The 17,069-nt window shown below is 65.5% G+C and carries 11 protein-coding genes; 5 read left to right on the top strand and 6 right to left on the bottom strand.

Going from position 1 to position 17,069, the window contains the following annotated elements; translation table 11 throughout:
• Positions 1-292 precede the first annotated feature (292 nt).
• Positions 293-1,000 carry a choice-of-anchor K domain-containing protein gene (locus SOM28_RS06005; RefSeq protein ID WP_320467538.1) on the top strand — a complete coding sequence of 236 codons (708 nt, stop codon included), beginning with the start codon at positions 293-295 and terminating at the stop codon, positions 998-1,000.
• 97 nt (positions 1,001-1,097) lie between these two features.
• On the opposite strand, the gene SOM28_RS06000 is transcribed toward SOM28_RS06005, so the two are convergent.
• The 5 genes from SOM28_RS06000 to hda are packed head-to-tail and all read right to left on the bottom strand — an operon-like array spanning position 1,098 to position 4,664.
• Positions 1,098-1,445: a DMT family protein gene (locus tag SOM28_RS06000; RefSeq protein WP_005664942.1), complete on the bottom strand. Its 348-nt coding sequence runs from the start codon at positions 1,443-1,445 to the stop codon at positions 1,098-1,100.
• A 13-nt stretch (positions 1,446-1,458) separates the two neighbouring features.
• On the bottom strand, positions 1,459-1,932 hold the full coding sequence (folK, locus tag SOM28_RS05995; protein ID WP_123069033.1) for a 2-amino-4-hydroxy-6-hydroxymethyldihydropteridine diphosphokinase: 474 nt from the start codon (positions 1,930-1,932) through the stop codon (positions 1,459-1,461).
• A complete protein-coding gene (gene pcnB / locus SOM28_RS05990; RefSeq protein ID WP_123069034.1) occupies positions 1,929-3,317 on the bottom strand; it encodes a polynucleotide adenylyltransferase PcnB in 1,389 nt (462 codons plus the stop codon). Before pcnB ends, folK begins: the two co-directional genes overlap by 4 nt.
• Positions 3,310-3,984 carry a histidinol-phosphatase gene (locus tag SOM28_RS05985; RefSeq protein WP_320467537.1) on the bottom strand — a complete coding sequence of 225 codons (675 nt, stop codon included), beginning with the start codon at positions 3,982-3,984 and terminating at the stop codon, positions 3,310-3,312. The genes pcnB and SOM28_RS05985 overlap by 8 nt, the downstream gene beginning before the upstream one ends.
• Entirely contained in the window at positions 3,981-4,664 is a 684-nt protein-coding gene (gene hda, locus SOM28_RS05980) for a DnaA regulatory inactivator Hda (RefSeq protein ID WP_123069036.1), read from the bottom strand. The genes SOM28_RS05985 and hda overlap by 4 nt, the downstream gene beginning before the upstream one ends.
• Positions 4,665-4,843: 179 nt before the next feature.
• Here hda and purM point away from each other — a divergent pair, with 179 nt between their 5' ends.
• Entirely contained in the window at positions 4,844-5,887 is a 1,044-nt protein-coding gene (gene purM, locus SOM28_RS05975; RefSeq protein ID WP_320467536.1) for a phosphoribosylformylglycinamidine cyclo-ligase, read from the top strand.
• 61 nt (positions 5,888-5,948) lie between these two features.
• Here purM and SOM28_RS05970 read toward each other — a convergent pair whose 3' ends face one another.
• Positions 5,949-7,979 carry an alpha/beta hydrolase family protein gene (locus SOM28_RS05970; protein ID WP_320467535.1) on the bottom strand — a complete coding sequence of 677 codons (2,031 nt, stop codon included), beginning with the start codon at positions 7,977-7,979 and terminating at the stop codon, positions 5,949-5,951.
• 223 nt (positions 7,980-8,202) lie between these two features.
• On the opposite strand from SOM28_RS05970, the gene cysC reads away from it, so the two are divergent.
• The 3 genes from cysC to SOM28_RS05955 all read left to right on the top strand — a co-directional run bounded on the left by cysC (position 8,203) and on the right by SOM28_RS05955 (position 17,066).
• Positions 8,203-8,823 carry an adenylyl-sulfate kinase gene (cysC, locus tag SOM28_RS05965; protein WP_320467534.1) on the top strand — a complete coding sequence of 207 codons (621 nt, stop codon included), beginning with the start codon at positions 8,203-8,205 and terminating at the stop codon, positions 8,821-8,823.
• A 267-nt stretch (positions 8,824-9,090) separates the two neighbouring features.
• Positions 9,091-9,954: a sulfotransferase gene (locus SOM28_RS05960; RefSeq protein WP_320467533.1), complete on the top strand. Its 864-nt coding sequence runs from the start codon at positions 9,091-9,093 to the stop codon at positions 9,952-9,954.
• On the top strand, positions 9,951-17,066 hold the full coding sequence (locus SOM28_RS05955; RefSeq protein ID WP_320467532.1) for an Ig-like domain-containing protein: 7,116 nt from the start codon (positions 9,951-9,953) through the stop codon (positions 17,064-17,066). The genes SOM28_RS05960 and SOM28_RS05955 overlap by 4 nt, the downstream gene beginning before the upstream one ends.
• The last annotated feature ends 3 nt before the right edge of the window (positions 17,067-17,069 follow it).

Here is a 17,069-nt window from a genome sequence, read left to right as displayed (position 1 = left end):
GCTGCGCCACGCAAGTGGTCGGGATGCAATGGCGGTGCGGAGCCTATCAAAACACGCATTCGATCAAAGCCCGCAATCATTCTCACTTTGGTTGGAGTCGACAATATTTACAGTGCATAGCGACGAGAAAAACCAACTATCAATTAATCAATGGCTTATGCAGGTGGCATGATTTTAGCTTGGCGTGAAATCATAAAAACCACGAGAAAGGGAAATGCAAAAATCGAGGATTTAATAATTCACAAACACCAGCTTGGATTCAAAAATTCATATTCCTGAAAGGACAAGCAAAATGTTTACTCTTCGTTCCGCAATCAGCGCCATGACCCTGGCAGCTTCCATGATCTTCACTGCTGGCGTTGCCAGTGCTGGCCCCGCCGTTATCGGTTACTCGAATGGGAATTTCTCCAATATGAGTTGCGGTTGGCTGGGTGGCTGCAGCACCAATGACACCGAAGAAGGAAATGATAGCCAAATGGAATGGGGCTCCTTATTCGGTACTGGCTCGACCCTGACCGCGATAAAGCGCGATTGGGAGTTTGATTCTCCCAAGGAGGGCGCTGTATTGGCCGAACTTCAGTGGTCAAACGCATCGACGTCGGCATGGACCACGCCGCCCGTGTTCAGCGCGCTATATAACCTGTCGATCGGTTTCACCAGCCCGGCTAATGCAGAAGACAGCGAACAATTCAACCTGACCATCTTCAATGTCTTGAACAATCTCGGTGATGTCCTGCTGGGCTTGCAGTTCGCGGACCTGGCGAACTTGTCGTTCGACCTCGGCGATGTCTCGGTTTCCAACCTGAGATACCAGCTCGCTTCCGGTCCGGGCAGCTTCGAACACAATATCTGGTACAACCCGGAGAACCGGATTTCCACGCTCTACATCATGGCCGATTTCACTGACCAATCCGTGGCCGAAGTGCCCGAGCCGACCTCGCTGGCGCTGCTCGGCCTGGGCCTGTTCGGGGTCGGCATGCTGCGCCGCCGCCGGAGCTGATGCCTGCACTTGCCTGCGACCGGGCGAGTGATTGAACGGCAAGGGGTTGCGCTCGCGAGAGCGCAACCCCTTGCCGCATGAAGATCGTCGTGCGAAGTCAGGAACGGAAAATGAAATACACGGCGCCAACCAGGCACAGGCCCGCCCACACGTAGTCGAGCTTGAACGGTTCGTTCATGTAGAACATCGCGAACGGCACGAACACGGTCAGGGTGATCGCCTCTTGCATGATCTTGAGCTGGGCCAGCGAGAACTGCGTGTGGCCGATGCGGTTGGCCGGCACCTGCAGCAGGTATTCGAACAGCGCGATGCCCCAGCTGATCAGGGCCGCCACGTACCAGGCGCGGTGCTGCAGGCCTTTCAGGTGGCCGTACCAGGCGAAGGTCATGAAGACGTTCGACAGGATCAGGAGGCCCGTGGTCTGGGCCCAGACGGGCAGGTTCATGGCGTGCGCTTTCCTACGCGAGCTTGGCGATGGTCTGGCCGGCCACCAGCGCCGCGAAATTGCGCGCCGGGCCGTGGCCGGGAATGTCGATGTCGGGGGCGATCTCGAGCAGCGGTTGCAGCACGAAGGCGCGTTCATGCATGCGCGGATGCGGAACGGTCAGGGTCGGACTGGCGATGACCTCGTCGCCGTACAGCAGCAGGTCGAGGTCGAGCGTGCGCGGCGCGTTGTAATAGGGCCGCTCGCGGCCATGGGCCTGTTCGATGGCTTGCAGCGCGGCGAGCAGGTCGTGCGGGGCCAGGCTGGTGTCGATGCAGGCCACGGCATTGATGTAGTCGTCGCCGCTCGAATCGATCGGGGCGGTGCGGTACAGGCTCGAGGTGTGCAGCAAGGTGCTGCCGCCCTGCCGCGCCAGGCGCGCCAACGCGTCGAGCACGTTGGCCTGGGCGTCGCCCAGGTTGGCGCCGATCCCGACCCAGGCGATCATTCCTCGCTACCGCCCGCTGCCGGCGCCGGGCTGCCTTCGCCGCCGGATTTGCGCGGACCGCGGCGCGGACGACGCTTCTTCGGCGCGCCATTGGTGGCGCCGCCTTCGCGCTCGCGCGTGCTGGCTTCGACCACCAGGCGCTCGCGGTCGCCGCCTTCGGCCGCATAGAACGCGGTCCACCATTCGCCCACCTCGGCCGGCAGTTCGCCCGAGGCGCAGCGCAGCAGCAGGAAGTCGTAGCCGGCGCGGAAGCGCGGGTGTTCCAGCAGCTTGTACGGCGCGCGGCCGGCGCGGCGCTCGAAGCGCGGCTGCATGGCCCAGATGTCGCGCATATCGGTGGCGATGCGGCGCTGCAGGGCCAGGTTCTCGGTTTGCGTTTCCAGCACGGCGTCGGCCGCCAGGTGCAGCGCGGGGATCGGTGCTTCGCCGGCGGCGCGGTAGGCGGTCCATTTTTCCAGCACCTGGTGCCACAGCAGCGATGCGAACAGGAAGCCGGGCGAGACGCCCTTGCCGGCTTTGACGCGCGAGTCGGTGGAGTCGAGCGCCAGGGTCACGAACTTCATGCCGATCGGCTGCTCCAGCACCACGTCCAGCAGCGGCAGCAGGCCATGGTGCAGGCCGGCCGAGCGCAGCTCCTTGAGGCAGGCCAGGGCGTGGCCCGACAGCAGCAGCTTGAGCATCTCGTCGAACACGCGCGCCGCCGGCACATTGTCGATCAGCGGGGCCATGACGGGGATCGGCGCGCGCGTGGTCGGCTCGATCGTGAAGCCCAGCTTGGCCGCGAAGCGCACCACGCGCAGCATGCGCACCGGGTCTTCGCGGTAGCGCGCTTCCGGCATGCCGATGATGCGCAGCAGCTTGGCGCGGATGTCTTCCATGCCGCCGTGGTAATCGAGCACGCTCTGGCTGGCCGGATCGTAGTACATGGCGTTGATGGTGAAGTCGCGGCGCGCCGCGTCTTCGTGTTGCGGGCCGAAGCTGTTGTCGCGCAGGACGCGGCCATGTTCGTCCTTCGGTGCGTTGTCGCTGCCGTTGCCGCGGAAGGTGGTCACCTCCAGCAGATCCTGGCCGAACATCACGTGCACGATCTGGAACCTGCGCCCGATGATGAAGGCGCGCCGGAACAGCTTCTTGACCTGCTCGGGCGTGGCGTCGGTGGCGATGTCGAAGTCCTTGGGCTTAACGCCCAGCAGCAGGTCGCGCACGGCGCCGCCGACCACGAAGGCCTTGAATCCGGCTTCCTGCAGGGTTTGCGTGACCCGGATCGCGTTGGACGAGACGTTCTTGGGGTCGATGCCATGTTCGTCCGGGCCGAGGATGGTCGGTTCGGTTGCGTCGCGCTGGTCTTTCACACCCAGGATTTTACGGATGAATTTTTTAATCATTGAATAGTTGGATGGTTGGCCAGCCCTGTTGCTGCGCGTGGCTCGCGAGCGCGGCGCTCGGATTGGTCGCGACCGGATGGGAGACGATGGACAGCAGCGGAATGTCGTTGTGCGAATCGCTGTAGAAATGGCTGCGGCCGAAGCTGCTGAACGGCTGCCCCAGTCGCTCCAGCCAGGCGTGCATATGCGTGATCTTGCCTGGACCCGAGGTCGGGGTGCCTGCCAGGCGCCCGGTCAGCTTGCCGTCGGCGTCGCGTTCGGGCATGGCCGCGATATGGTGCTCGACGCCGAAGGCGGCCGCGATCGGCGCCGTGATGTAGTGATTGGTGGCGGTGATGATCGCCACCAGGTCGCCGGCGTCCTGGTGCTCGCGCACCAGCTTCAGCGCTTGCGGCTTGATCGCCGGCTCGATCACTTCGCGCATGTAACGTGCATGGAGGGATTCGAGCTCGTGGCGTGGAAAGCCCGCCAGGGTGCCGAGCGCGAATTCGAGGTATTCGACCGGGTCGAGCACGCCGGCGTTGTACTGGGCGAAGAAGGCGTCGTTGCGGGCGCGGTAGGCGGCGCCGTCGACCGCGCCGACCCGCGCCAGGAATTCGCCCCATTCGTGGTCCGAATCGAGCGGCAGCAGGGTGTGGTCGAGGTCAAACAGGGCAAGGTTTTTCATTCTTTGGGTTCAAGCGGCAGGTTCTCTTGCAACAGCAGGTCGCGCAGCAGGGGCAGCGTGACCGGGCGCTGGGTTTCGAGCGAATACTGGTCCAGCGCGTCCAGCATGGTCGACAGGGAACGCATGTCGCGTTTGAAATGAGACAACAAATAGGGTAACACGCTGGCCGACAAGGTCAAACCACGCAACTCGGCGGCGTGCGTCAGGGCGGCGATCTTCTGGTCGTCCGACAAGCCATGGATCTGGTACACCAGGCCCCAGCCCATGCGCGTGCGCAGGTCTTCGCGCACTCCCAGCACCGCTGGCGGCACCGGACCGGTGCAAACCATGTAGGCGCCGTGCTCGCGGATCTGGTTGAACAGGGCGAAGGCGTCGATCTGGCGCCGCGGGCTGAGGCGGTGGCAATCGTCCAGCAGATACAGGGTGACGTCGGGCGAATGCACGAACTGCCCGGCAGCCGCGTCGGCCGCGATGTAGCGCGAGGCCGGACTGGCCGCCAGTCCCTGCAGCAGGTGGGTCTTGCCGGCGCCGGTATCGCCCCACAGATAGGCAAAGTGTTCGCGCGAGACGCGTTCGGCGAACAGGTGCATCAGGTGCGCCAGTTCGGCATTTTCCCCCACCTGGAAGGTGTCGAGGCTGTGCGCCGGCTCGGCGCCTAAATCGAGCACCAGCTGTTTCATGGCGTTCGTCGGTTCATGCCCGCGGTAAGGGAAAATGGCATGCCAGTATGGTGAAATTCGCTGCGCTGTTAGTCAAATTCGTTCGATAAACGGCTATAGGAGAAACCGTTTTGCTAAAATAGTGGATTGACCAGTTTTGCCGGTCGCCTCCTATTTTACCGCCTCCGCTGCCAAATACCATGAGCCAACCATCTAATGTTTCTCTCTCCTACCGCGACGCGGGTGTCGACATCGATGCCGGTGACGCCCTGGTCGAAGCCATCAAGCCGCTCGCCAAGCGCACCATGCGCGAAGGCGTGCTGGGCGGGATCGGCGGCTTCGGCGGTCTGTTTGAGATCAGCAAGAAGTTCAAGGAACCGGTCCTGGTCTCGGGCACCGACGGCGTGGGCACCAAGCTCAAGCTGGCGTTCGAGCTGAACCGCCACGACACGGTCGGCATCGACCTGGTCGCCATGAGCGTCAACGACATCCTGGTGCAGGGCGCCGAGCCGCTGTTCTTCCTCGATTACTTTGCTTGCGGCAAGCTGGACGTGGCGACCGCCACCGCCGTGGTCTCGGGCATCGCCAAGGGCTGCGAAGAGTCGGGCTGCGCCCTGCTGGGCGGCGAAACCGCCGAGATGCCGGGCATGTATCCGGACGGCGAATACGACCTGGCCGGCTTCGCCGTCGGCGCGGTCGAGAAATCGCAGATCATCGACGGCTCAAGAATCGTGCCGGGCGACGTGGTGCTGGGCCTGGCTTCGTCGGGCATCCACTCCAACGGCTACTCGCTGGTGCGCAAGATTATTCAAGTGGCCAAGCCCGACCTCGAATCCGATTTCCACGGCCGCAAGCTGTCCGACGTGCTGATGGCGCCGACCCGCCTCTACGTCAAGCCGCTGCTGGCGCTGATGGCGTCGATGGAAGTCAAGGGCCTGGTGCACATCACCGGCGGCGGCCTGGTCGAGAACATCCCGCGCGTGCTGCAGGATAATCTGACCGCGGTGCTGGACGCGTCGTCGTGGACCATGCCGCCGCTGTTCAAGTGGCTGCAGCAGCACGGCGGCGTGGCCGATGCCGAGATGCACCGCGTGTTCAACTGCGGCATCGGCATGACCGTCATCGTCTCGAAAGAAAACGCCGATGCGGCGTTTGCCCAGCTGGAAGCGGCCGGCGAGACCGTGTACCGCATCGGCGAGATCCGCGCCCGCGAAGAAGGCCAGGCGCAGACCGTCGTGTTGTAAGCGTCGGACGGCTGGATGAAAAACGGGCGCCCGCGGGCGCCCGTTTTGCGTCGTGCGGTGCTCAGCGCGCCGCGCCGCCGCCGATGTGCTTGTCGAGGAAGGTCTCGACCCGGCCCCAGAAGTCGAGGCGGTTCTTTTCCAGCGACCAGCCATGGCCTTCTTCCGGATACTCGATCCACTCGACGTTCTGGTTGGTGCGCATGACGGCGTTGCGGAATGCAGTGCCGTGGTTGATCGGCACGCGCCGGTCGACCCCGCCGTAGGCCAGGATCAATGGCTGGGTGATGCGCGCCGCCTGCTGGATGGGCGAGGTGGCCTTGAACTGGGCAGCGTCCTTGACCGGATCGCCGATTTTTTCCGGCATGCTGTGTTCCTTGGTATCGCGCGAGACGTCGTCGCCGAAGCTCCAGCCATTGTCGAACAGCAGGCCGATATCGGTCACGCCGACGATATTGATCCCGCACTTGTACAGGTCCGGATCGCTTACCAGGCCCATCAGGGTGGCATACCCGCCATAGCTGGCGCCGGCGATGCAGATACGCTTGGGATCGACGATCCCCTTGTCGATCGCCCAGCGCGCGCCGTCGGCGATATCGTTCTGCATCGCCAGGCCCCATTGCTTGTAGCCGGCGCGCTCGTGCCGGGCGCCAAAGCCCAGGCTGCCGCGAAATTCCGGTTCCAGCACCGCATAGCCGCGCGAGGCCAGGAACTGCGATACGGGCGACCAGCCCCAGGAGGCGCCGCGCACGTAGGGGCCGCCATGCACCATCACCACCAGCGGCAGGCCGGTGCGTTTCGCGCCCGGCGGCAAGGTCAGCAGCGCCGGGATGTCCAGGCCGTCGCGCGCCTTGTAGCGGAAGGATTGCTGGCGTCCCATCTGCGCCGGCTGCAGGCCGGGACGCGCTTCGCCGATCCTGTTCAGCGCCTTGGTCCTGGTGTCGTACAGGAAGAAGATGGGGGCAACGACGTCGGAATAGGCAGTGACCAGGGTCAGAGGCGACGTTGCGTGGCCCGGCACCGAGACCAGGTTGACGGTCGTCGGCAGCAGCTTGTCGACGTCCTGCTGCACCTGCTTCATGGCGGGATCGAACCATTCGTTCGACATCGCGTCGGTGCGGAACAGGACCCCGAGCACCTTGTCGCTGTTGACCACGAGAGCGCCGTCGAAATCGTAGCCGGGGGCGGACAGCAGCGGCTGCGGGTCGCGCTTGCCAGTGGCAACGTCGACCGTGTGCAGCGCCTTCAGGCCGGTCTTGTTGCGGGCGACGACGAACAGGGTGCCGGTCGGACCGAAGCCGACCGGCTCGATGGTGTCGGCGGTTTCCTGGAAAATCGGGGAGCTGGCCAGCTCGCGCCACGCACCGGTTGCCGGGTCGAGATACTGGATCGTCCTGGTGAGGTCTTTATGGGTAATCGCCAGGCGCGGTTGTCCCTTGTGGTCGAGCAGCCAGCCAAAGGTATTGCCCGGGCGCGGCACGATGCTGTGCTGGCCGGTGACGGTGTTTACGCGCAACAGGTCGACGTAACTCAACTCGCCTTTCATATTGCCGACTGCCGACGCGACATAGGTGAAGTCCGAGCCTTCCCACGGCATATTGCCGGCGATCCGGCTCTGGACGGGCAGCAACTTGCGCGCCGTGCGCGAGCCCTCGTTGGCCGACCTGCCGGTGCGGCTGGCCAGTTCGACGAAGCGTCCGCCATCGTGGTCGACCGCATACAGGCCGGGCGCGAAACGCTGGTCGCCCGGGCCCACGCCTTTTTCGTGGGTGTCGAAGACCAGGCGCGTGTCGTTGATCCAGTAAAAGCCGTTGACGTCGGCATCGCTGTAGTTGGCGATGATCTTGCCGGCCTTGCTTTCCAGGTCCACCACCATCAAAAAGTCGCGCTGGCCCGGCGCGCTGGCGCGCACGGCCAGGTAGCGGCCCGTGGGCGAGAGCTTGGCGTCGCCGAATGGCGAGTTGCCGAAGAAGGCAGAGAGGGGAGGCGGTGCGGCGGACGAGGGGGCTGGGCCCTGGGCATGGGCTCCGGCCGCGCCGCACAGCACCAGCGCCGCCAGCGAGGCGGCGCGCAATGCGCGGGTCAATACAGTCATGGTTTCCGTTCGAGATCGTTATTGTCGTAGCGGCCGCGGCGAGCACGGCCTGCACGAACCACGATATCATCCGGAGCCCGGCCGGAATCTACTCAATTCTCACGACGTTTCGTTCCGACGACGTTCGCCGGATGGCCGGTCGGCGAGCTGAGCCTTTTGCTAGAATAGTGAGTCGATCGGCTCCGCCGGTCATCCAGCATGACCATCGTCGTTGCCGAATACCATGAGCCAACCATTTGACGTTTCTTGTTCACGCCATGGAGCGGGTGTCGTTATCGATGCCGATGAACGGCGCGCGCGCCTGGGACACCGCGGGGCGGTGGTCTGGATCACCGGCCTGTCCGGTGCAGGCAAGACCACGCTGGCCGAAGCCGCCGAGCGGGCCTTGTTCGAGCGCGGCTGCAATGTGTTCGTGCTCGACGGCGATAAGGTGCGGGGCGGCCTGTGCGCCGACCTCGGCTTCTCCCTTCCCGAACGTTCCGAAAACATCCGCCGTATCGGCGAGGTCGCGCGCCTGTTCTGCGAAAGCGGCCAGATCGTGATCGTATCGGCGATTTCGCCGCTGCGCGTCGACCGCGACCGCGCGCGCCGGCTGGTGCCGGCGCCGCACTTCATCGAAGTGTATTGCCGCTGCCCGCTTGCCGTATGCGAAGAGCGCGACCCCAAGGGCCTGTACCGCAAGGCGCGCGCCGGCCAGTTGCCGGAATTCACCGGCATATCCTCGCCCTATGAGGCGCCGGAAGCGCCCGAGGTGCTGGTCGACAGCGCCGCCTCGACGGTGGGCGAGGAAGTCGCCAGGCTTCTGGAAGAACTCGCGCGGCGCGGAATCGTCCGCGCCGCCTGAACGGGCGCCCGGCGTTCGTCGACCCCGCGGTAGGCCCGCAGCAGCGGCCGGGTGCATTTGTTGCCAGGGTGAATCTCACCAACTCTCACGTCTTGATAGTTTGTCACCCACTTACATTGATGGGCGGGTACAAAAACCAACAAATTCGTACTGAAAGTACAGAAAATAACTGCTGGATCTGCGGAATTCGTTGCTGCGCAGCTATTTTTCTAGGATCATCAAGCATATTTCGGTCACAGGATGCCTGTCGCGTCCGCCTGCTTCCTCATGACTTCTAGCATTGCCGTTCAAGAGCGCAAGTTCCATTTCATTTCTGGCCTGCCGCGCTCCGGCTCGACCTTGTTGTCGGGCATCCTGCTGCAGAATCCGCGCTTCCATGCCGGCATGAGCAGTCCTGTCTCATCGCTCTGCAATGCGGTGCTGGGCCAGGTCAGCGCCGGCAGCGAGTTCGCGTCCGTCGTCAGCCGCGACAAGCGCCGCGCACTGCTGCGCGGCCTGTTCGATGCGTATTACTCGGACGCCGGGCGCGAGGTCGTGTTCGACACCAGCCGCTCCTGGTGTGCGCGCATGCCGCTGGTGCGTGACCTGTTCCCAGAAGCGAAAGTGATCGCCTGCGTGCGCAGCGTGGCCTGGATCATGGACAGCTTCGAGCGCCTGTACCGCGCCAATCCGTATGAACACACGCGCCTGTTCGGCAGCGCCGGCGCGCGCGGCACCGTGACCAGCCGCCTGGAAGGCCTGGGCCAGCACGACGGCACCGTCGGCCATCCCTGGGCCGCATTGCGCGAAGCCTTCTATGGCGAGCATGCGTCGTCGCTGCTGCTGGTCGACTACGAGCTGCTGGCGCGCGCGCCGGCCAAGGTCATGCCGCTGGTGTATGACTTCCTGGGCGAACCGCATTTCGAGCACGACTTCGACAACGTCGAGTATGACGCCGAGGAATTCGATACCCGGCTCGGCGCGCCGGGGCTGCACAAGGTGCGCGCGCGCGTGGAGTACAAGCCGCGCCAGACCATCATCCCGCCCGATTTATTTGACCGATTCAACAAGATGTCCTTCTGGACCGATACGGCCGGCAGCGCCGCCAACGTGATCGCGCCGCAGAGCGCACAACAAGGAAAACAAGCATGACGTCCAAACAGCAACAGGCCGCCCTCGGCGAATTGTTCATCGCATCGACCCCGAACCCGGCCATCGACGTCGCCGTTTCCAGCCAGACCGTGCCGGAATTGGCAATTGCCGCCGCGCGCAAGGAAATCGTCTTCATCGACGATCAGGTGCCGGATATCGAGGTGCTGGTCCGCGGCTTCGGCGCGGACAAGGAGATTGTGATCCTGGACTCGGGCCAGGACGGGTTGCGGCAGATCGCCGACGCGTTGGCGGGGCGTACAGGCATCGATGCCCTGCACATCATTTCGCATGGCGCCGAAGGACGCATCGCATTGGGTTCGACGACCATCGACGGCGCCAACCTGCCCGCCAACGGTGCGCTGCTGCAGGCGATCGGCGCCAGCCTGGCCGAAGGCGCCGACATCCTGCTGTATGGCTGCAAGGTCGGCGCCGGTGCCGGCCAGGCGCTGGTCGATCAGCTGGCGATCGCGACCGGCGCCGACGTCGCGGCGTCGGATGACCTGACCGGCAACGCAGCGCTCGGCGGCGACTGGCGGCTGGAGATCAACAGCGGCGACATCGAGACGGCGGCCTTGGTCGATCCGGCGCTGGCGGCGCTGTACCAGCACACCCTGGCCATTTCCAGCGCCACCATCGACTTCAGCACCGCCGCGAACTTCGACAGCACCGGTACGCAAGTGTACGCGAACGCGAACGCGAACTACGATGTCGTCTATAACGTCGGCGGCGACAGCAACTATCAGTTGACCATCGACGGACAAACCCGCGATGTCGCGTTCTATGACTACGGCTACGTGGGGAATGACGTCCAGGGCAAGTATGAGACGATGCTGACCTTCTCGTTCGGCGCCGACAAGGTATTCACGCCCAATTCGATCAGGATCGCCAATGGCATTACCCAATTCCAGGCGCAGAAGCTGATTTTCCAGGCCTACGACGCCAAGGGCGACCGGGTGGGAGCCCCAACAATCTTCGATACGGTCCACACCGGCGACGAAGTCGCCTACGTCGATGTGTCGTTCCTGAATTTGGTTGGCATTGCCAAGCTGACGCTGACTGCCGACGAATCGTCGTTCGGCGGCCTGATGTCTATGCTGTACATCGACGACTTCGTGGTATCGGACATCAAACTGGCAGGCCCAACAGCGCCGGTGGTCACCTCGGTCTCGTCCACCAACGCGAACGGCGCCTACGGGGTTGGCCAGGACATCTTCGTGACCATTACCTTCGACCAGGCGGTGAGCGTGGCCGGCGGCATTCCGACTCTGCAGCTCGAGACCGGTGCCACCGATCGTCTCGCGGTATACGCCGGCGGTACCGGCAGCAATACCCTGACCTTCAAATACACGGTCCAGCCCGGTGACAGCAGCACCGACCTCAATTACTTCAGCACCGGTTCGCTCAGCCTTGGTGGCGCCACCATCAAGGGAAGCAACGGCGGCGCCGATGCGTCGCTGGTCCTGCCTGCCCTGAATACTGCGGACTCACTTGGTGGCGGCAAGGCCATCGTCATCGATACCCTGGCGCCGACGCTGGCCATCTCCAGCAACGTCCCCGGTCCGCTCAAGATCGGCCAGACCGCGGTCATCACCTTCACGTTCAGCGAACAGGTCAATGGCTTCGAGCGCAGCGACGTCCAGGTCAGCGGGGGCACGCTCGGCAACCTGACCGATAGCGGCAATGGCAGGTCCTGGACCGCCACCTTCACACCGACCGACGGCGTGAATAACGGCGTGGCCAGCATCACCGTGGAAGCCGGCAGATACACGGACGCAGCCGGTAACAACGGCGGCGCCGGCTCCTCGCCGTCGATCACCTTCGACACACTGGCGCCAGGCAAGCCGGCACAGCCGGTCCTGCAAGCAGCCAGCGACACCGGCGTCGTGGGCGACAACATCACCAGCGACAGCACCCCGACATTCTCCGGCGGCGCCGGCAGCGTCGAAGGACTCGCCACGGTGCGTGTCTACGCCGGGGCCACCCTGATCGGCCAGACCACCGCGAATGCCGACGGCAGCTGGAACGCCACCAGCAGCGCGCTGGCCAGCGCCAGCTACCAGGTCACCGTCGTGGCCAGCGACGAGGCCGGCAACGCCAGCATCGCCTCCAACCCGCTCTCCCTGGTCATCGACACCGTCGCGCCGGGCGCGCCGACGCTGCCAGTGTTGGCGACCGGCAGCGATAGCGGCGTCAAGAACGACAACATCACCAATGCGGCCACCCAGACCATCGGCGGCGCAGCCAACAGCGCCGAAGGCGGCAGCGTGATCACGCTGTACAGCGGCGGCGTCGCGATCCCGGGCGCAAGCACGACCGCCAACCTCGACGGCAGCTGGTCGATCGACCTGCCGCTGGCCCATGGATCGCACGCGATCACCGCCCGCGCCACCGACAAGGCGGGCAACACGGGCGGTGCTTCTCCAGTGCTGGCGCTCACGGTCGACCGCGTGGCGCCCGACCAGCCGCAGGCGCCGCTGCTGCACGCCGACAGCAATAGCGGATCGAAGGCCGATACGATCACCAACGACCGCACCCCGACCTTCTACGGTGAGACTGGCAGCGTCGAAGGCGGCGCCACGGTCAAGCTGTACGCTGACGGCCAGCCCATCGGCAGCGTTGTCGCCGCCGCCAATGGCAGCTGGTCGGTCGCGGCCAATGAGCTCGACAATGGCACCTACACCATCACCGCCGAGGCGGTCGACGTCGCCGGCAACGTGAGCGCCGCGTCCAGCGGCACTTCGCTCACGATCGATTTCACCCCGCCCACGGCCGGCGTCGACAACGTGGCGTTCTCGGACGACACCGGCGTCGCAGGCGACTTCATCACGCGCATTGCGAACCAGACTGTGTCCGGCACGCTCACGGCGCCGCTCGCGGGCGGCGAGTGGGTCGGCGTGTCGATCGACAATGGCGTGACGTACTCGCCAGCGGTTGTCGGCGCGGGAGGCGACAGCTGGTCGCTCGCCAGCGTGCAGATCGAAGGCACGGGCACGCTGTGGGTGCGCGTGTTCGACGCCGCCGGCAACGGCGGCACGCCGTTCAGCCATGCCTATGAACTCGATACGGCAGCGCCAGGCAAGCCGTCCACCCCCGACCTGACGGATGCGTCGGACAGCGGCGACGACAATCAGGACAACATCACCGGCGTCACCATGCCCACCTTCACCGGCACCGCCGAGAAGGATGCGACCATCACCCTGTACGCCGATGGCCAAGCCGTCGGCACCGCCAAGGCCGGCGCCGACGGCAAGTGGAGCGTCACGGTCGACGAGGCGCTGGAGGGCGGCAGCTACGCCTTCACGGTCAGGGCAACCGACCTCGCCGGCAACCAGGGCGTGGCCTCGGATGCGCTCGACGTCACGATCATCACAGCCGCGCCGACGACGACCAACCTGAGCTTCAGCCTGGAGACCGACAGCGGCCTTCCCGGCGACCGCATCACCAATGTCGCGGCCCAATTGCTGCAGGGCGAGTTGTCCGCCGCCCTCGGCGCCGGCGAGAAGGTCCAGGTCCGTGTTGCCGGCGGCAGCTGGCAGGAAGCCACGATCGTTACGGGCACCACTGGCTGGACGCTCGACACCACCCTCGCGCAGGGCGCCAAGGAGGTCGAGGTGCAGGTCGTCAATGCCATCGGCAATGCGGGCCCGGTCGAGTCATACGACTACGTGCTCGACACCGACGCACCGACCGTCAGGATCGAGAGCGACAAGCCGGCGCTCAAGGCCGACGAGACCGCCATCATCACCTTCACGTTCAGCGACGCGCCGGGCGCGACATTCACCGAGGAAGCCATCAAGGTCAGTGGCGGCACCCTGTCCGGATTCGATGGCGCGGGGCTGGTATGGACCGCGGTGTTCACGCCGGCTGCCGACACCAATAACGGCACGGCCAGCATCTCGCTCGACGGCGGCCTGTTCACCGACCTGGCCGGCAATGAGAGCGTGGCCGCCGTGCCGGCATCGCTGACCTTCGATACCAAGCGGCCCGAGACCAGTGCGCCGGTCCTGGCCGCTGCCAGCGACACTGGCTGGTCGGCAGCAGACGGGGTCACCGCCAATCCAAGGCCGACCTTCACCGGCAGCGCCGAGTCCGGCGCCACGGTGACCCTGTACGACGCCATGGACAATGTGATCGGCAGCGGCACCGCCGTCAACGGCGCCTGGTCGATCGCGCCGGTCGCCAACCTGGCCAACGGCAAGCACACGATCAGCGCCAGGGCGGTCGACGTCAACGGCAATGCGAGCGCGCTGGTCCCGGGCCAGGAAATCACGATCGATACCACCCCACCGACCGTGACGATCACCAGCAACGTCGACAAGCTCAAGATCGGCGAAACCGCCACCATCACCTTTACCTTCAGTGAAGACCCGGGCGCCACTTTCACGCGCGAAGACATCACGGTCGTCGGCGGCACGCTGGGCGCGCTGGAGAAGGACGGCCTGACGTTCAGCGCCACGTTCACCCCGACCGACGACGTCAACGCCACCACCGCCAGCATCACGATCGGCGCCGGCTCCTATACCGACCGGGCGGGCAATAATGGCGGCCCCGGCATCGCCCCGACACTGGCGTTCGACACCAGGGCGCCGGGAGCGCCTTCGGTCCCCGACCTGGATCCGGCGTCGGACACCGGCACCTCGGATGAGGACGACATCACCGGGGACACCACCCCGACCTTCAGCGGCACGGCCGAAGCGGGCGTCACGGTCAGGCTGTTCGCAGGCGACGAAGAGATCGGCTCGGCCGTCGCGACCGGCGGCGTCTGGAGCATTACCAGCAAGGTGCTCGAGCAAGGCAAATACGATATTACCGCCATCGCGACCGATGCCTTCGGCAATGAGGGCCCGGCATCGGATCCGCTCAAGGTCGAGATCATCACCGATGCGCCGACGACCACGGCGACCAGCCTGAAGTTTTCCGCCGACACCGGCGCTTCCAATACCGACCTCGTCACCAGGACCGCGGCGCAGACCATCAGCGGCGAGCTCGATGCACAACTGAAGGCCGGCGAATACGTCGAAGTGTCGGTCGACGGCGGCAAGCACTGGAGCCGCGCGAGCATCGATGCAAACGGCTGGTCGATCGCGGCCACGCTGGTCGCGGGCGAGGAGGCCGTCGCGGTGCGGGTGGTCAACGCCATCGGCAACCCGGGCGAGGAATATACGCGGGACTACCGTCTGGACACCCTGGCGCCGGGCGTGACGATCACCAGCAATGTGAGCGCACTCAAGCGCGGCGAGAGCGCGACCATCACCTTCACGTTCAGCGAAGATCCGGGCGCAACCTTCACCTGGAACGGCGCGGCGGGCGACGTGGTGGTGAGCGGCGGCGCCCTGTCGGCGATCAGCGGCAGCGGCGCCACGCGCACGGCCACGTTCACGCCGGCCGACGGTTTCGAAGGCAACGCCAGCATCACGGTCGCTGCCAGCAGCTATGCCGACCTGGCCGGCAACCTGGGCACCAACGGCGTGACGCCGGCGCTGGCGATCGACACCAAGGCCCCGGACGCGCCGGCCGTGCCGAAGCTGGCCGCCGACAGCGACACCGGCGAGAAAGGCGACGGCCGCACCGAGAGCACCACCCAGGTCATCGAGGGTGGCGGCGCGGATCCGGGCGCCATGGTCTACCTGTACAACGGCAACCTGCGGATCGGCTCGGCCCAGGCCAATGCCGACGGCCTGTGGAGCATCGACGTCGCGCTGGGCGGCGGCACCTACACCCTGAGCGTGACCCAGAATGACAAGGCCGGCAATGAATCGGCGAAGAGCGATCCATTCCAGCTGACGGTCACGGTATCGAATCCGGAACCGAATCCGCAACCCAATCCACCCGCGGTGATCGACGGCATGCCAGTGACCACCACCACCGTCACCCTGCCGGGCGGCGTGCGCGGCACCACGGTCGCCGTGCCGATCGTCACGAGCGGGCGCAACGAGACCGACGGCCAGGCCAGCCTGGCCGACATCCCGCTGGCTTCCAGCGGCGGCCAGACGCAGTTGCTGGCACAGTTGCCGGTCGGCTACGGCTTGTCGTCCAGCGGCGCCAGCGTCGGCGCCACCAGCGGGCTGGCATTCCTGATCGCCTCGATCAAGGCGGCCACCCCGACCCACGCACCGGATGACCAGGGCCACCTGGTCCAGAACGGCACTTCGTTCCTGCAGGGCCTGAGCTACAGCTCGCTGCTGGTGCATACCGTCAAACCGGTCAGCAATCCGGGCACGACCGATGCGCTGGTCCTGACCGGTTTCAATCCGTCCGGGGTCCAAGGCACCGCGCTGGTGATCGAAACCGCGGGCCTGGCAAACGGCGCGTCCATCCAACTGGCCGATGTCGACTTCGCCGCCCTGATCGGCGCAGCGACGGTGTACACCGGCAGCAATGGCGCCATCCTGTCCGGGGACGGCGCCAGCCAGCACTTCACGGTCCTGATGGGCAACGACAACGGCGTGTTCGCCGGCGGTGGCAGCGACCTGCTCAGCATCGCCGCGGGCGCGCCCGTGGATCCGGGTTCGGCCAGCGGACGCGCCAGCGCACAGCAGGCTGCGGCCAGCGGTGTCACCACGCTGCACGGCGGCCAGGGCGGCGACGCGGCCAGCTTCGCGGGCGCGCGCGCCGACTACGACATCGAGGCGCACAACGGCTACCTCGTCGTCAGCAGCAAGGCGGCGCCGGATGCGAAAGCACTGGTGGTCAACGTCGAGGAACTGCGCTTTGGCGACGGCAACGTCGCGGTCGAGAACGGCGCCGGCCTCACCACGCTGGCCGGCATGTACCAGACCGTGTTCGGGCGCCAGGCCGACCTGTACGGTTTCGAGTTCTGGGCCGATCACCGCGATCACGGCGTCAGCTGGGGCACGATCGCGCTGGAACTGATCGCATCGAGCGAGCGCGTGGCGCAGCATGGCGACTTCAATGGCGACGCCGCCAACGACATCGGCCTGCTGTACCAGGCGCTGTTCAACCGCGCAGCGGACGCCCAGGGGCTGGCCTATTGGCGGGCGGCGATGGAGGAGCGCGGCATGAGCCTGGAGCAGGTCGCCACCAGCTTCGTCGAATCGGCCGAGATGGTGGGCTTCCAGCGCGCCGCGCTGGACTGGGACTTCCAGGTGTAAGGC

Origin of the sequence: Massilia sp. CFBP9026 (genome assembly GCF_034045165.1) — a bacterium.
GTDB lineage: Bacteria > Pseudomonadota > Gammaproteobacteria > Burkholderiales > Burkholderiaceae_D > Telluria > Telluria arenae.
Note: the sequence above shows the minus strand (reverse complement) of the source record. Positions and strands in the feature narration are given on the sequence as shown.

What these genes read in the sequence shown, in the direction of transcription:
- SOM28_RS06005 (WP_320467538.1), top strand. Translation starts at nt 293, where the DNA reads ATGTTTACTCTTCGTTCCGCAATCAGCGCCATGACCCTGGCAGCTTCC.
- SOM28_RS06000 (WP_005664942.1), bottom strand. Translation starts at nt 1,445, where the DNA reads ATGAACCTGCCCGTCTGGGCCCAGACCACGGGCCTCCTGATCCTGTCG.
- folK (WP_123069033.1), bottom strand. Translation starts at nt 1,932, where the DNA reads ATGATCGCCTGGGTCGGGATCGGCGCCAACCTGGGCGACGCCCAGGCC.
- pcnB (WP_123069034.1), bottom strand. Translation starts at nt 3,317, where the DNA reads ATGATTAAAAAATTCATCCGTAAAATCCTGGGTGTGAAAGACCAGCGC.
- SOM28_RS05985 (WP_320467537.1), bottom strand. Translation starts at nt 3,984, where the DNA reads ATGAAAAACCTTGCCCTGTTTGACCTCGACCACACCCTGCTGCCGCTC.
- hda (WP_123069036.1), bottom strand. Translation starts at nt 4,664, where the DNA reads ATGAAACAGCTGGTGCTCGATTTAGGCGCCGAGCCGGCGCACAGCCTC.
- purM (WP_320467536.1), top strand. Translation starts at nt 4,844, where the DNA reads ATGAGCCAACCATCTAATGTTTCTCTCTCCTACCGCGACGCGGGTGTC.
- SOM28_RS05970 (WP_320467535.1), bottom strand. Translation starts at nt 7,979, where the DNA reads ATGACTGTATTGACCCGCGCATTGCGCGCCGCCTCGCTGGCGGCGCTG.
- cysC (WP_320467534.1), top strand. Translation starts at nt 8,203, where the DNA reads ATGAGCCAACCATTTGACGTTTCTTGTTCACGCCATGGAGCGGGTGTC.
- SOM28_RS05960 (WP_320467533.1), top strand. Translation starts at nt 9,091, where the DNA reads ATGACTTCTAGCATTGCCGTTCAAGAGCGCAAGTTCCATTTCATTTCT.
- SOM28_RS05955 (WP_320467532.1), top strand. Translation starts at nt 9,951, where the DNA reads ATGACGTCCAAACAGCAACAGGCCGCCCTCGGCGAATTGTTCATCGCA.